This is a genomic window from Flavobacterium sp. LAR06, from assembly GCF_041946075.1.
GTDB lineage: Bacteria > Bacteroidota > Bacteroidia > Flavobacteriales > Flavobacteriaceae > Flavobacterium.
The window spans coordinates 129,561-144,973 of the sequence record NZ_JAUTYT010000007.1; the positions used below are offsets into that span (position 1 = coordinate 129,561).

Sequence of the window (15,413 nt, forward strand, 5' to 3'; positions counted from 1 at the left end):
ATGTTTTCTATTATAAGAAAAATAGAACAGTAAAAGATTTGAATTATGATAAGCGTTTTATTTTTAGCCAATTAAAAGCAAAAGAAACTAGCTAATTTATTTTACTTAATTGTTATGATTTCTGAGATCAAAGAGCCGTCTTGTGTATAGCCTTGAACTGAAAAAAGATAACCTTGTAATTGTTTATTTTGTTTAATTTTAATGAAAGTTTCGCCGTCATTTTTGATTACTAAATCTGGTTTCCAGTCAATTTCAAGCCAATTAGAATATTTATTTTCGTCGAAATCGTAGATTGGAGTATAGTATTTTTTTTCTCGATCAAATCCGTCGGTCACAAGATATTCTGCAAAAAGTTCTATAATGTCTTTTTGGTAATTTTCTGAAGTGAAAACCTGAAAAATTTTATTGCCCCGAATAGGCTGAACTAAAATATTATCTATTTCATTTATTTGTAATGAAACACTTGAAAGCTCGCTTGAAGTAATATGTTTTCCGTCAATATACAAAAGAGCTTCCTTATTTATACCGGTCTCTAAGTGGGTTTCAATGCCATTCCATTTTACCAATTTAGTATCCTGGTCAAAATTCAAAAAGTACATTAAATCTTTATTTTTAAAATGATCTGCTATTGGTAAATTGTAATATTTTCCAATGTCAAAAACTAACGGTTTATATTTTCGAATAATTTTTTTTCGTTCCGTATACGTTTTGTTTTTTGAGGTAATACTTATTTCATTGAGTTTTATTGAACCTGAAGTATGTAGTTCAGTCCACAAATCAGAATTTAAGACTGAATCTGTTGTTTTACTTTTTTCTATATTGAAATTAAAAAAAGGAGATGATTGAACAGAATCCAAATGAAGATTTTCGGGCTTAATAGCCTCATTTTGATTTTTTATAAATGAAATTTTCATATGATCTCCTTTGTAAATTAAGAGATTATTAAAGCTGAAATCTTTTTTGTCGTTTAGAAATATTTTGTCAATGATCACATTGTCTTTTGTCATTAAGGCTAGCTGATTAGTTGGTTTAGGAAAAACATTTCCTTTTATTTTAAATCCAGTCTCAAAATCATATTGGTAAGGAGGATTTAAATCTGTTATCATTTCTTTCACAGAAAACTGGGTCCATCCTTGGGTGAGTAGTAGTAAATCAAGATGTTCACTTCTTTTTTGGTTTTCTATATTAAAATAATAAGCTGGATTTTCAATGTGTCCTTTTATGAATGGTGATAATAAAAAAGCACTTTTGATAGTAACAGTTTCAGCGTAATTGGCGGCATTTATGGGCAGTACTGATACACTTAAATTGGCCTGTAAACTTTTGTCTATCTTAATTTTATAAAAGATAGAATCATTTTCTAAATTATTTTTTTCTACGGCAAGGCTTACTGTTTTTCCTCTGTCTTCATTATAAAATTTACGCTCTGCAATGGGTTGATTATCTTTGAATAACGTAATTGTGTTAACGCCTTCGAAGAAGTTTTTTTTGTCGAATTCGAAAATAGTGTTTTGAGTTTCTAAAGTGGGAATCTCGACATAATCAATAATTTGATTACGTTGGTGAAATAAGATTTTGTAATTGCTTTTGGATGTCGGACTGTGGTTAGTTTTAATGATTAATTTTAAAATGTCCGAATTGCTGTTGTCAATATTCGGGAGTATACCGTTTTTTTGAGCAACGGGAAGATTAACTTTAAGCAGCGTGTCATTCGTTTTAATTATAGCTGTATAGTTTTCGTTTAGTTCATAGAAAAAATGGCATTTTGACATTCCCGAATGCTCACTTTTAAAACTTGCAATTTCTTGATTTCTTTGATTAATAATTTTACCCGAAAAATCATGTCCCTTACCATTTAGTAATGATTTTACTCCGATTACGTTCTGAGTTCCTTCTAATAAATAGCCACCTTCCGGAAAAAGTTGAACGTCATAATTGTTTTTTTCCTTACTTTCTTTTGATACAAGTTTGTTTATAATATTGATTTCCTGAAAAAAGTTATGGTCCACTCCAAAATTTCTCATGTAATTTGTAGAAGCCAATAGGTAGTAAGTACCATTTTTTAAAGTATCATTCAATACAAACTGTCCTTTCCCAATACCTTTATTTATAAAAATATTTTGGTTTTGAATTGTTTTGCCGTCGGCATTCAAAAGAGAAACATGAAGACGGCTTGTTTGATTTGATGGCTTGTTTTTTATGTCACTTACATACGCTTTGAACCAAATAATATCGTCGGCGAAATAAGACGTTTTATTAAGATGAAGAAATACTTTTTCAAAATACAATTGGTTTTTTTGCAATGGAAGAATTACAGTTTCTTCAAATGTTGTTTTTGTTAAAGTGTCTGTGTTTGTTTTTTCTGAAGGATTTTTTATTCTTGTGTTTTCTTGTGAAAATGAAAAACTGCAAGAAAGTAGTAAAATTGATGCTATCAGAAAGTGTAGTTTTATCTGTATCGTATTCGTAGATTTCGATGAAAAAGAGTTACTCATAAAAGGTGTTTTCAAAAATAAAACCTTCATTTTTTAGTGGCCACTGAAGCGGTTCTTAATTTTTGGAATTATTATATTAAAGTTGTAGTTATTTCAAAATATTATTTTAATCGTAACAAAACTCCTTTTCGCCTGACGATGTTTTTATAATCCCATTGTATTTCTCTTGCTTTATTGAGCCAGCGTTTTAAATCGTCTTTATTGATTTGTTCCGATGAAGTATAGCGAAATTCAGCTGCTTTAAAAGAGCCCTCGTTTGAAAGTTTTTCTTCGTCAAAAGATTGCCCGCTCCAAAAGAGTAAACGAACATTATTTTTTAATTTACTATAACCAACAATCGGATTTCCGTCTAAAAACCAAACAGGGTGGGCATGCCATATTTTGTTTTCTGCATCTAACAGATGTTCATTAATTATTACGGCAAGTTGATTACAAATTTCTTTGTCTGAATCACTTTGTAAATTGTTATAATCTTGTACGGCTGCATTCATCTTGACAACTTTTAAGTTTTACAATTTGGTTAATTTACTTTTCTTTACTCAATGCTGAAATTACTGCTATGAGCTAAATTAATCTTTTTTTTTATTGCTAAAAATTAAGAAAAAATAAGTTCTTATGAAAACCGGACTGCGTGAGGGATAGGAGCAGGCTTTTGAAGTAGCATGGATAGCCCGACAGCATCACGATAAGAGGACGTATAGGCTCAAAGTAATTTTGCCCTCTTATCGATGGTGGCACGCCCAAATAAAAAATCCGACTTGCTTTCACAAATCGGATTTTGTTCTGAAAAAGATATTTGCTGTACTTTTATTCTGCAAATTCTAGTAGGTCGCCTGGCTGGCATTCTAAGACCTTACAAATTGCTTCGAGAGTACTAAAACGTACGGCTTTAGCCTTACCGGTTTTTAGGATCGAAAGGTTAGAAAGGGTTAGATCTACTTTTTCTGAAAGTTCGTTTAATGACATTTTTCTTTTGGCCATCATCACATCTAAGTTTACTATTATTGGCATAGTTAGATTGTTAATTCGTTTTCTTTTTGTAATTCAATTCCTTTTGCAAAAAGCTGTGAGATGAAGTATAAGATTCCGGCAAAAAATAAAAAGGCATCACCATGTCCAATATGTTCCGTTAAGTGTGACAGGTTCATTCCCATAGCGGTGAATTTTCCGGAATAAGAAACCGTTATGTTACTGAAAATACCAATTAATAGAGAGAAACCGCTCATTTTCTGGATCAATTTTCCAATTGTTTCATGAAATGGACTAACGTAATTAATTTTTAAGAAAATTTGAATAACGGCATAAAACAGCAATGCTTCGAATATAGTAATTGTTGTAATGCAGAAAACCATAATGGAGTAATCTACAACGTCATAAGCTTTTAATTGGGACAAATCTAAACCCAATGACAGGTTTTTTGCTCCGACCTCATTGATAAACATGCTTACTCCGTAAGAGCACAATAGTGAACCCGCTTTTATACAAAGTCCAATAAAAACAATCCAAGAAACGACATTCAGCAGTTTCAAAATGTAAGTTGATTTTTTTGACATGATTTTTGATTTTAAATAAATATATAGCAAATATAGATAAAAATTTATTGTTTATCAGTAAATTTTTATTTTTAAGAGAGAAATATTTTAAACGGATGTTATTCTAACTCTACTGCCATTTTATTCAAAAAAAATCCGATCTGTTTTCACAAATCGGATTTTGATGTTTGTTTGAGTTTAATTATAACTCAACTACTTTTCCTGTATGTACATCATATCGCATAGAAACGATTTTTACCTGATGCTCTTTTACAATTGGATTGTCCTGAATTAATTTTACAGAATGCTCAATATTAGCATTAATCGCCCCTAGATAATTAGTAGCTTTTGGGGTTGCTTTGTCGGCATCAATTTCTTCTTTTTCCTGTGAAATGATTTCTACAATATTATCGATGTGATTAAAATGCTTTTTATACGAGCCATCTTTGTCATTGATGTACGCTTTTATTGCACCGCATTCGGTGTGACCTAAAACAACAATTAATTTGGTATCTAAATGTTCTACGGCGTATTCAATACTTCCCATATCAATATCCGAAATTAAATTTCCTGCGTTTCTAATTACAAATAAGTCGCCAATTCCCTGATCGAAAACAATTTCAGGTGAAACACGGCTATCTGAACAGGTAATCACAACCGCAAAAGGTTTTTGACCGTCTTGGTTCTTTAAAACTGTTTTCTTGTTTTGACGGGGATGAATTGATTTTCCATTTAGAAATCTGTCATTGCCACTGGTTAATTGTTCCACCGAATTTAAAGTTTTAATTTCTTGTGGAACAGTGTGTTTTTTACAGCTAATTGCAGAAAAAGCGATTAAAGCAAGTATTACGATTCTTGTTTTCATTTTGTGAATTTTAATTTATGTTTTAAATATTACTTCTTTGTTATTTATTGAACCGCGTAAAATTATTTTGCTTTCTCTTTAAAATTCACCACAAGAAGTTTTTATACTATCATTTAAATCTATTTTTTGAATGAGTTGAAAGTGGCTGAAATATTGGCTACAAATTCTTTTGTGTAATGTCCGTTTACATCTAAATCAGGATCTAAAATGGTAATTTCTAGTCCGCTTAGTTTTTCGCTTTGAAATAAATAGGAGGTCAGTTCATTAAATTCACTATAACTAAGTCCATCTGGTGTTCGACTGTCAACACATGGCATTACAGCATCATCTAAAACATCTACATCTATATGAAGCCAAAAGCCATCCAGGTTCTTATTTTGAATTTCTGAAAGAAAAGAATTGACACAATTTTTTATGCCTTGTTTTCGCAACATCCCAAGACTTAAATAAGTCGCAGTCGAATTTCGAATTTCATTTTCGTATTCGTCATCGTATTCACGATTGCCCACGCACCAAAGATTCTCTTCTTTTATATAAGGAGATAAATTAAGGATATTAGTTAATTTTTCGTGTCCGTTTCCGGTCACGATTGACGCTGCCATTCCACCAACTCCTCCCGTTTCAGATAAAGAAACATCCATAAAATCGGTATGGCCGTCAAGATAGAATAAACCGTAATTTCCTTTTTGTTTTAAGGCAATTGCTGATCCTAATAGAATACTGCAATCACCGCCCAATATAAAAGGGAATTTATTTTGAGTCAATAAATTATTTATTAAATAGGCTTGTTCGCGCGCATATTCAACTAAAGAATTTGCATTGAGAATTTGGGTTTGATTATCCTTACTATGGGAATATTTTGGAGGATCAAGCCGTATAATATCTTTATGTGGAATGAATTTATGCAAATTGTTTTTCCATAGCCAGTCTGGTAATTTTTTTACGCTGGGTTCTTTTCCGGGTTGAGGTTCTTTTAAGCCCAGATTTGATGGAAATTCAACGATGTATACTTCTTTCATAACAATTTTATTTATTGTAAAGTTATAAAAATAAATAGGTTTGTTTTTGATGAAGGATTAAATACAAAACAAAAAATCCGACTTGCTTTCACAAATCGGATTTTTAAATTGAAAATTATATGTAACCGTAAAACGGTTTGTATTACAAGTGAATTACTTCGCCGTATGCATCAGCAACAGCTTCCATAACAGCCTCACTCATTGTTGGGTGAGGGTGGATAGATTTTAAGATTTCATGACCTGTAGTTTCTAGTTTACGAGCTACAACTGCCTCAGCAATCATATCTGTAACACCAGCACCAATCATGTGGCATCCTAACCATTCTCCGTATTTTGCATCAAAGATTACTTTTACGAATCCATCTGGAGTTCCGGCAGCTTTAGCTTTTCCTGAAGCTGAGAAAGGGAATTTACCAATTTTTAATTCGTATCCTTTTTCTTTAGCTTGTTTTTCAGTTAAACCAACAGAAGCGATTTCAGGAGTTGCGTAAGTACAACCAGGAACGTTTCCGTAATCGATTGGGTCTACGTGTAAACCAGCAATTTTTTCTACACAGTTGATTCCTTCAGCAGAAGCTACGTGAGCCAAAGCTTGTCCTGGAGTAACGTCTCCAATAGCGTAGTAACCAGGAATGTTAGTTGCGTTGTAAGCGTTTACTAAGATTTTATCTCTGTCAACTGCAATTCCAACTTCTTCTAAACCGATGTTTTCAATGTTTGTTTTGATTCCAACAGCAGAAAGTACAATATCAGCCTCAAGAACTTCTTCTCCTTTTGCAGTTTTAACAAAAGCTTTTACTCCTGCACCAGTTGTATCAATACGTTCTACAGATGAGTTAGTCATTACTTTAATTCCGGCTTTTTTCAAAGAACGCTCAAATTGTTTTGAGATATCTTCGTCTTCTACAGGAACAACGTTTGGCATAAATTCTACAATAGTAACTTCCGTTCCCATTGAGTTGTAAAAGTGAGCAAATTCAACTCCAATAGCTCCAGAACCTACAATAATCATAGATTTTGGCTGAGTTGGTAATGTCATTGCCTGACGGTATCCAATAACTTTTACTCCATCCTGAGGTAAGTTTGGTAACTCACGAGAGCGAGCTCCAGTGGCAATAATGATATGGTCAGCACTGTATTCAGTAACTTTATTATCTTTATCTGTAACGTCAAGTTTTTTACCTGGTTTTAGTTTTCCAAAACCTTCAATAACGTCAATTTTGTTTTTTTTCATTAAGAACTGAACTCCTTTGCTCATTCCTTCAGCAACACCACGGCTACGTTGTACAACTGCAGGGAAATCTTTATCGAATTCAGAAACTTTTAATCCGTAGTCTGAAGCGTGTTTTAAGTAATCAAAAACCTGAGCTGATTTTAATAATGCTTTAGTTGGGATACATCCCCAGTTCAAACATACACCACCAAGGTTTTCTTTTTCAACTACAGCTACTTTAAAGCCTAATTGTGAAGCTCTAATCGCTGTTACATATCCGCCAGGACCACTTCCTAAAACAATAACGTCGTATTTCATTTTTTTGGTTTTTAGTATTTATAACCGAAAATGAGATTTATAATTCCGAAACTCACTCTTCGATTCTTCTTTTGTTATTTGTGATTGCGAATTTAAGGATTTATTTTAAAAAACACTTTAAAATTTATTTTTAGCAACACTGATTTTGATCTTTTCACAGAAACTTATGTAATTGTTAATTGTAAATTGTGAATTATGAATTGGAAATTGGAATTGTGGTGATAAATCTGAAAATTATAGTGTTTGCCAAAATAAACAAAGTCGAAGTCCTTTCGTACTGAAAAGCTTCGACTTCGATAAAGGTGACGGATAATTAATAATTAACCATTCACCATTAATAATTATACTTTAACGTGTCCCCAGTTTTCTCCGCTGGCGATTCGTCTAATCTGCATTTCGCTTACACCGAATTGTTTGGCGATCATTTTCAGACGAGTTTTTTGTTCCGGTCTTGCCAAAATTTTCTTGATCAGCATGACTTTAGTTGTGGTTAATTTTCTTCCGTCCGCTTTTAAATTGTGTTCGATAAGATTCTTTTTCGCCTGAATCACGCGTGGGCTTTTACGGCTGTGCGCCATCATTTCGGCTTTTGTTGCCCAGCGTAAATTACTTACATCGTCATTGCTGCGGTTGTAGTCCAGATGCAAAACATAAGTTTGCTCTTCAGAATCTTTTAGAAGGAAATATTGGGCAACTAATTTGTATAAAAACAGGTATTTGTTGACAATTTTATCGTCTTTTTTAACTTTAAATCTGAAGGTAGGATAACCATCGCTCAAACCGCCCTTTAGGAGACGGCCATTTTCAATTTCGTCAGTAAAGCTTATAAGACGACCTCTGTTTGAGATGGCGTAACGTAATTGTAATGAAGCGTTTATTTCTAGTTCTTTGAATTGTTCGTTTGGGTAAAATCTGTTTTGTGGCATTTTCTTTTACATTTGATTTCTATTATCTCAAAGATAAAAAAACCAAAAGTTAAAAAAGTTATATAATTTCCACACAATATTACATTTATGATTCCTATAACGCTAATTTAACTTTTTTAAGAACTTTTTTAGCATTTCAAAATCTAGTTCGCAACTGAAAATTGTGAATCGTATAAATTTTTGTAATAGCCTTCTGCCTTATTCAATAATTGCTGATGTGTACCTTGTTCAACAATTAAACCTTTGTCCATTACAACAATTTTATCGGCATTTACAATTGTCGCCAATCGATGTGCAATGATAATAGAAGTTCTTCCTTTGGTAATTGTTTCGGTAGCACGCTGAATCAATTCTTCTGAATAAGTGTCAATAGACGAAGTGGCTTCATCTAAAATCAAAATACTTGGATTACTTACATACGAACGTAAAAAAGCAATCAATTGGCGTTGTCCGGACGAAAGCATTACACCACGTTCTTTTACATCAAAATCATAATTATCAGGCAAACTCATAATGAAATCGTGAACGCCGATTTTTTTGGCAGCATCCAAAACTTGTTCACGTGTAATTTCAGGATTTTGTAAAGTGATATTGTTGTAAATGGTATCAGCAAATAAAAACACATCCTGTAAAACCACGGCAATTTGTTTTCTTAAAGAAGCCAAAGTATAGTTTTCGATGTTATGTCCGTCGATAAAGATAGTTCCACTATTAATTTCGTAAAAACGATTCAGTAAATTAATAATAGTGGATTTACCGGCTCCAGTCGAACCTACAATCGCGACTGTTTGTCCGGCATCTACAGATAAATCAATTCCTTTAATTACCTCTTCTTCCGGAATATAACTAAAATGTACGTCTTTAAATTCAATGCTTCCATTAAAAATAGGAGCTTCAATCGTTCCGGTATCCTGAATATGATCTTGCGTATCGATGATGTCAAAAACGCGATTGGCAGCAATCATTCCTAATTGCATCTCATTAAATTTATCCGCAATCTGACGCAAGGGATTAAACAACATTCCAATGAACATCGTGTAAGAGAATAAATCTCCAAAAGTTGTAAAATGATCGCCATTCAAAATTTTAAATCCGCCATAAACAACAACTAATCCTAAAGTTATAGACGAAATAATATCGGCAATAGGGAAGAATATCGAGTTGTATAGAATCGTTTTGATCCACGCAACACGATGCTTGTTGTTGATTTCTTTAAAGTTTTCTGCTTCAATTTTCTCGCGGTTAAAAAGCTGAACGATTTTCATTCCCGTAACGCGTTCTTGTACGAATGAATTCATATTGGCAATCTGCGTACGAACTTCCTCAAAAGCAACCTGCATTTTACGCTGAAAAATTCGGGTAATATAAACCAGAATTGGCATGGCGACGATTACAATCCATGTCAGTTTCCAGTTCATATAAAACATGAAAATCAAGACCACCAGCATTTTCATCATGTCACTGATAATCATAAACAATCCCTGGCTGAAAATACGGGCAATCGATTCAATATCTGATACTGATCTGGTTACCAATTGTCCAACCGGAACCAAATCAAAATATTTCATTCTGAAACTCAAAATGTGTTTGAAAAGTTTAGTACGAATATCTTTTACAATGTCCTGACCAAGCCAGTTGGCCCAGTAAACAAAGTAAAATTGAGAGAAAACTTCCATCAATAGCACAATTCCCATCAATATAATGTACATCAATAAACCGTGTTTATCATGCGTCTTAATATAGCCGTCGACCGTTTGTTTTAATAAATAGGGGCGAAGTGCTGCAAAAATCGAAAGTGAGACTGCAAAAATAATAACGCCGTAATAGCGCCATTTGTAAGGCTTTGTATAGGTTAAAATTCGTTTGAATAATCCGGTATCGAATGCTTTTGCTTTCATTTATTTTTCTATGCTTTAAGCTGTAGGCTTTAGGCAATAGGCTTATAGCTTAAGGCCTATAGCTTATTGCTATAAATAATCGTATTTAATTTCGGTTAAATATAATCCGTGTGCCGGTGCCGAAAAACCAGCTTTTTCTCTGCTTTTACTGGCGATAATGTTTTCAAAATCTTCCAAAGAAATTTTATGCAATCCAATATTTACCAAAGTTCCAACGATAGAACGAACCATATTTCTTAAAAAACGATTCGCAGAAATCGTAAAAATTAATTTACTTTTTTCTTGTTTCCACTGAGCCTCAAAAATCGTGCAATCAAATGTGTTGACATCGGTATTCACTTTTGAAAAACATTGAAAATCGGTATGATTCAGTAAAGTTTTTGCCGCTTCATTCATCAAAGCTACATCTAATTTTTGATTAAAATACCAACTCAATTCCTCCAAAAACGGATTTTTAACAGTGTTGATATGATATTCATACGTTCTTTTGGTTGCGTCAAATCGGCAATGAGCATCGTCATGAACTAAAATAATGTCAAAAATGGCAATGTCTTTTGGTAAATAAGAATTCAGTTTATGTATCAAATTCGGAATATCAAGAGGTCTTTCAAAATCAAAATGACCGTACATTTCCTCAGCATGAACTCCGGTATCCGTTCGCCCGGCGCCCATAACATTTATAGGAGCATTCAATAAAACTGAAAGTGCTTTGTTTAAAGTTTCCTGAACAGAAGAAGCATTCGGCTGAAATTGCCAGCCATGGTAATGTGTTCCGTTATAAGCAAATTGAATAAAATATCTCATTTTAAGGTGCAGAGGTTCTGAGCTGCAAAGGTACAAAGGTTTTTTTGAAGATGCTAAGATTCTAAGTTGCTAAGACTCTAAGATTTTTTAAAACATTCACTTTTTTTAGTTTTGTGTTTAACGATTTCAAAAATACTTAGCAGCTTAAAATCTTAGCAACTCAGAAACTCGAAAGAACTGTTAAAACCCAAAATACCAATCATAGTTTACACAACAAAAAATCGTGTCAGAAATTGACAATTCCAACGATTTAATTGAAGCTTTTTTTAATTTTTTTTGATGAAAATAGCCAAACGTTAATTTTGAAAATATTTTATTTTAACAGGAAATATTTCTCCTATGTTTGTAGTCTAAATATCAAAAATTATGAATGAAATTACTTCTTATTGGTGGATTCTTTTAATCTTATTCTCCATTATTTTTTACAAATTTATTTTGCGCGTTTTCTTTGGAATGGTAATGGTTCCGGAGGATAAAATTGGTCTTGTGACCAAAAAATTCGTTTTGTTTGGAGCGGATAGGTCGCTTCCTGATGGTCGTATTATTGCGACAAAAGGAGAAGCTGGTTATCAGGCACAAACACTTGCCCCGGGTTTGTACTGGGGAATGTGGATCTGGCAATATTCAATCGATATGACCGGATTTACAATTATCCCGGAAGGGAAAATTGGGTTGGTTTTAAGTAAAGACGGAAAAGAGATTCCAACTGGACGAATTCTTGCCCGAAAAGTAGAAAGCGACAATTTTCAAGATGCGACTTCGTTCCTGAATAACGGCGGACAAAAAGGACGTCAGACTGCTTTTATTACAACAGGTTCGTATCGTATTAATACGTTTTTATTCGAAATCGTTATTGCGGATCAAATCAAGATTTATGAGAACATGATTGGTATTGTAACCGCTTTGGACGGAGAACCAATTCCGCAGGGACAAATTGCGGGTAAGTTTGTTGATAATCATAACAACTTTCAAGATTTTGACAAGTTCTTAGAACATGGTGGAAATCGTGGTTTGCAGCCTCAGGTTATGTTAGCCGGATCTTACTATATTAATACGTGGGGAATCCTGATTGAACAAAATCCGATGACGGATGTTCCAATAGGGTATGTTGGAGTTGTGATTTCTTATATAGGAGAAGATGGTCAGGATGTTACCGGTGATACCTTTAAACACGGAAATATTGTTTCAAAAGGACAACGCGGTGTTTGGATGGAGCCTCTTGGTCCGGGAAAATATGCATTGAATAAATACACAACAAAATTAGAAGCCGTTCCGACAACGAACTTGGTTTTGAACTGGGCCAATGCAAGAAGTGAATCACATGATTTGGATAAAAACCTTTCTACGATTACCGTGCGTTCAAAAGATGGTTTCCCATTTAATTTAGATGTGGCGCAGATTATTCACGTTCCTGCCGCTGAAGCACCCAAAGTAATTGCACGTTTTGGTAGTATGAACAACCTGGTTTCCCAGGTTTTAGAGCCTACAATTGGTAACTATTTTAGGAACTCAGCTCAGGACAGCGATGTGATTTCTTTCTTAACAACAAGAAAAGAGCGTCAGGAATCGGCTAAAAATCATATTAAATTAGTTCTTGACGAATATAATGTAAATGCAGTTGATACTTTGATTGGAGATATCGTTCCGCCAGATTCATTGATGAAAACACTAACGGATAGAAAATTGGCTGAAGAAGAACAAAAAACATATCAAACCCAAAGAATGGCCCAAGAGCAGCGTCAGGGAATGGAGAAAGAAACTGCGATTGCGGATATGCAAAAAGAAATTGTTCGAGCTTCGCAAAGTGTTGAAATTGCGCAAAGAACGGCTGATGCAACGGTTAAAAAAGCAGAAGGAGACGCAACCAGTTTAAAACTGAATGTAAATGCTGAAGCAGAAGCTACAAAAATGCGTGCTAATGCAGAAGCCGAAGCAACAAAAGCAAGAGCAGGAGCACAGGCTGAAGCAACCAAATTGAATGCAAGCGCAGAAGCAGAAAGAATCTCGAAAACAGGTTTGGCTGAAGCAGAAAAAATCATGGCAATTGGTAAGTCAACTGCAGAATCGTATCAATTGCAAGTAAGCGCAATGGGTGGAGACAACTTTACAAGATATAAAGTTACCGAGGAAATTGGTAAAGGAAATATCAAAGTAATTCCAGATGTATTAATTTCCGGAAATGGCGGATCTGATGGTTCAATCAGCGGTTTGTTAGGATTAAAACTAATGGAAATGATGGATACAAAAGATTCGAAAGATGGTAAAAATTCTAAGAATTAATAATTGTTTATAGTAAGATGTAAAATGTAAAATGTGAAACATGAAACATGAAACGTAGCATATCTAGCATCAAGTTTAAAAATCCGATTTGTGAAAGCAAATCGGATTTTTTATAAAAAAAACTTAGTCCCGAAGCTTCGGGATAGCCACTTTAAAAAAAATCTCAGTACCTTAGCAGCTTAGAATCTTAGCCTCTTTACATTGACAAAAATCCTTCTCCTTTCCGATACTCACAGTCATATTGACGAGACTATTTTAAAATATGTGGCTCAGGCCGATGAAGTTTGGCATGCCGGAGATATTGGAGATTTGCATGTTACCGATACAATAAAAAAGCTAAAACCCTTGCGTTGCGTTTATGGTAATATTGATGGGTCACAAGCGCGATTGGAATTTCCGTTGCACAATCGCTTTTTATGTGAGAATGTTTCAGTTTGGATTACGCATATTGGAGGTTATCCGGGAAAATATAATCCGGCGATTAGAGAAGAATTGACGTTGAATCCTCCTAAATTATTTATTTGTGGACATTCGCACATTTTAAAAGTAATGTTTGATAAAAAGAACAATTTGCTACATATGAATCCCGGTGCATGTGGGAAAAGCGGATTTCATCAAATGCGAACCATGCTACGTTTTGTGATTGAAGATGATAAAATTAAAGACTTGGAGATTATTGAAATAGGGAAAAAATAATCTTTTCACTTAATGGGGAAGCGGAATTTTAATTCTAATCTTTGTTCCTTCATTGGGTTTTGAATCTATAGTAAAACTTCCTTTGAATTTTTTAATCCGGGCTCTGATTCTGTTAAGGCCGAAACCTTCTGCATCTTTTGCTTTTTTAGTTGTAAAGCCTTTTCCATTATCATGAATTAAAATAACTAATTGATAGTTTTTTTCGATTAAAGAAATTGTAGTTTTTTTGCTTCGCTATGTTTTATAATATTACTGAAAAGCTCAGAAACAATAAAATAAAGCTTCATTTGGAATTTTTCAACATATCTTTTTCTGTCGGAATTGTACTTGGAAATTCAAAAACAATATTCGAATTAGAATTTCTTTCGCATAAATCTTCGAGGGCATAAAGGAGTCCAAAAAGAACTAAGAGAGCGGGAACAAGATCGTGAGATATGTCACGCAAAAGATCATGGACTTCTGCCAGAATTGCTTTTGTTTTCTGAATTTCTTCCGAATTAATATTGTTTTGGGGAGTGAAGACATTCAAATGCAATCCTGCTGATGATAAAAGTGAGTTGACGTTGTCATGTAAAAAAGAAGCAATTTATCAGCATTATTTTGAAGAACATCATTATAGAAAGTAGTGCCACTCAATGAATTTCCGACAACTTCAAAATTTGGAACAGTTTGTAATAAATTGGTAAGACCATCGATAAGAGCCTGATGGTCATCGGCAAGATGAATTCTTATTTTGTTTGTTATCATTGTTTTTGGAAAATGAAAAAGCAAAATTAGAAAGAAGGTATCTGCTGTATTGTCTCAATAAAGCAATAGTATGTCATTTTAAGCCACAAAAAAACCCGAATATAATTCGGGTTCTCTTCGCACAAAAAAATTAAGTTTATAGGTTTACCTCAAACGGTCTACAGATTTTACGAGATCTTCATCCTTCTTGATGGCCTTATTAGCTAAAACTAATAACACGATAGCAACAATCGGTAGAAACATCCCAATACCTTTCACTGAAACAGCATTTACTGCTGTCTCTCCAGATAAATTTAGAGAGCGATATACAAATAATCCTAATAAAATTAAATTTAATATTATGTTCAGTCTGTTCATCACAAACTGATTTTGTCTTTTTTTGAATGAAATAATACTAACAATAGTAAGCATTGTACTTAGACCTAATAGAATGGTGTAAAACTGGTCCTGCATAAAATAGAATGCTTTTCCAGTGTTTAATGTCCAAAGCGGAATAAAAAACATTAAAACCCCTGTTACAACAAAGGTAAGAAGTAAATAAACAGTTTGAATTCTTTGTATCATGGTCTAAAATTGTTTTACAAAAATATATTTTCTTTTTTTAAAATACTATTGTATGA

The 15,413-nt window shown here is 33.5% G+C and carries 15 protein-coding genes; 2 read left to right on the plus strand and 13 right to left on the minus strand.

Annotated features, from left to right (window positions below):
- Window positions 1-101 precede the first annotated feature (101 nt).
- The 10 genes from Q7C23_RS11885 to truA form a co-directional block, all read right to left on the minus strand.
- Entirely contained in the window at window positions 102-2,525 is a 2,424-nt protein-coding gene (locus Q7C23_RS11885; RefSeq protein ID WP_375032724.1) for a hypothetical protein, read from the minus strand.
- A gap of 71 nt (window positions 2,526-2,596) precedes the next feature.
- Window positions 2,597-2,986 (minus strand): DUF1801 domain-containing protein, encoded by a 390-nt coding sequence (locus tag Q7C23_RS11890; protein WP_375032725.1) that lies wholly within the window; start codon window positions 2,984-2,986, stop codon window positions 2,597-2,599.
- A gap of 316 nt (window positions 2,987-3,302) precedes the next feature.
- Complete coding sequence (locus tag Q7C23_RS11895; protein WP_375032726.1) at window positions 3,303-3,506, minus strand: helix-turn-helix domain-containing protein; 204 nt, start codon at window positions 3,504-3,506, stop codon at window positions 3,303-3,305.
- A 2-nt stretch (window positions 3,507-3,508) separates the two neighbouring features.
- On the minus strand, window positions 3,509-4,048 hold the full coding sequence (locus Q7C23_RS11900) for a DUF2975 domain-containing protein (protein WP_375032727.1): 540 nt from the start codon (window positions 4,046-4,048) through the stop codon (window positions 3,509-3,511).
- Window positions 4,049-4,229: 181 nt separating this feature from the next.
- On the minus strand, window positions 4,230-4,892 hold the full coding sequence (locus Q7C23_RS11905; RefSeq protein WP_375032728.1) for a carbonic anhydrase: 663 nt from the start codon (window positions 4,890-4,892) through the stop codon (window positions 4,230-4,232).
- 119 nt (window positions 4,893-5,011) lie between these two features.
- Window positions 5,012-5,911: an arginase family protein gene (locus tag Q7C23_RS11910; protein ID WP_375032729.1), complete on the minus strand. Its 900-nt coding sequence runs from the start codon at window positions 5,909-5,911 to the stop codon at window positions 5,012-5,014.
- A 142-nt stretch (window positions 5,912-6,053) separates the two neighbouring features.
- A complete protein-coding gene (gene lpdA / locus Q7C23_RS11915) occupies window positions 6,054-7,442 on the minus strand; it encodes a dihydrolipoyl dehydrogenase (protein WP_070907207.1) in 1,389 nt (462 codons plus the stop codon).
- Window positions 7,443-7,783: 341 nt separating this feature from the next.
- Window positions 7,784-8,368: an NUMOD4 domain-containing protein gene (locus Q7C23_RS11920; RefSeq protein WP_375032730.1), complete on the minus strand. Its 585-nt coding sequence runs from the start codon at window positions 8,366-8,368 to the stop codon at window positions 7,784-7,786.
- Between the two features lie 143 nt (window positions 8,369-8,511).
- A complete protein-coding gene (locus Q7C23_RS11925) occupies window positions 8,512-10,266 on the minus strand; it encodes an ABC transporter ATP-binding protein (RefSeq protein WP_375032731.1) in 1,755 nt (584 codons plus the stop codon).
- 69 nt (window positions 10,267-10,335) lie between these two features.
- On the minus strand, window positions 10,336-11,070 hold the full coding sequence (gene truA, locus Q7C23_RS11930) for a tRNA pseudouridine(38-40) synthase TruA (protein ID WP_375032732.1): 735 nt from the start codon (window positions 11,068-11,070) through the stop codon (window positions 10,336-10,338).
- Between the two features lie 366 nt (window positions 11,071-11,436).
- Here truA and Q7C23_RS11935 point away from each other — a divergent pair, with 366 nt between their 5' ends.
- Together Q7C23_RS11935 and Q7C23_RS11940 are read left to right on the plus strand one after the other, a co-directional pair.
- A complete protein-coding gene (locus Q7C23_RS11935) occupies window positions 11,437-13,350 on the plus strand; it encodes an SPFH domain-containing protein (RefSeq protein ID WP_375032733.1) in 1,914 nt (637 codons plus the stop codon).
- Between the two features lie 201 nt (window positions 13,351-13,551).
- On the plus strand, window positions 13,552-14,046 hold the full coding sequence (locus tag Q7C23_RS11940) for a metallophosphoesterase family protein (RefSeq protein WP_375032734.1): 495 nt from the start codon (window positions 13,552-13,554) through the stop codon (window positions 14,044-14,046).
- Between the two features lie 9 nt (window positions 14,047-14,055).
- On the opposite strand, the gene Q7C23_RS11945 is transcribed toward Q7C23_RS11940, so the two are convergent.
- The 3 genes from Q7C23_RS11945 to Q7C23_RS11955 form a co-directional block, all read right to left on the minus strand.
- Window positions 14,056-14,262 (minus strand): ATP-binding protein, encoded by a 207-nt coding sequence (locus Q7C23_RS11945; protein ID WP_375032866.1) that lies wholly within the window; start codon window positions 14,260-14,262, stop codon window positions 14,056-14,058.
- A gap of 309 nt (window positions 14,263-14,571) precedes the next feature.
- On the minus strand, window positions 14,572-14,793 hold the full coding sequence (locus Q7C23_RS11950) for a hypothetical protein (RefSeq protein ID WP_375032735.1): 222 nt from the start codon (window positions 14,791-14,793) through the stop codon (window positions 14,572-14,574).
- A 144-nt stretch (window positions 14,794-14,937) separates the two neighbouring features.
- Complete coding sequence (locus Q7C23_RS11955; RefSeq protein ID WP_375032736.1) at window positions 14,938-15,357, minus strand: DUF4293 domain-containing protein; 420 nt, start codon at window positions 15,355-15,357, stop codon at window positions 14,938-14,940.
- Window positions 15,358-15,413 lie beyond the last annotated feature (56 nt).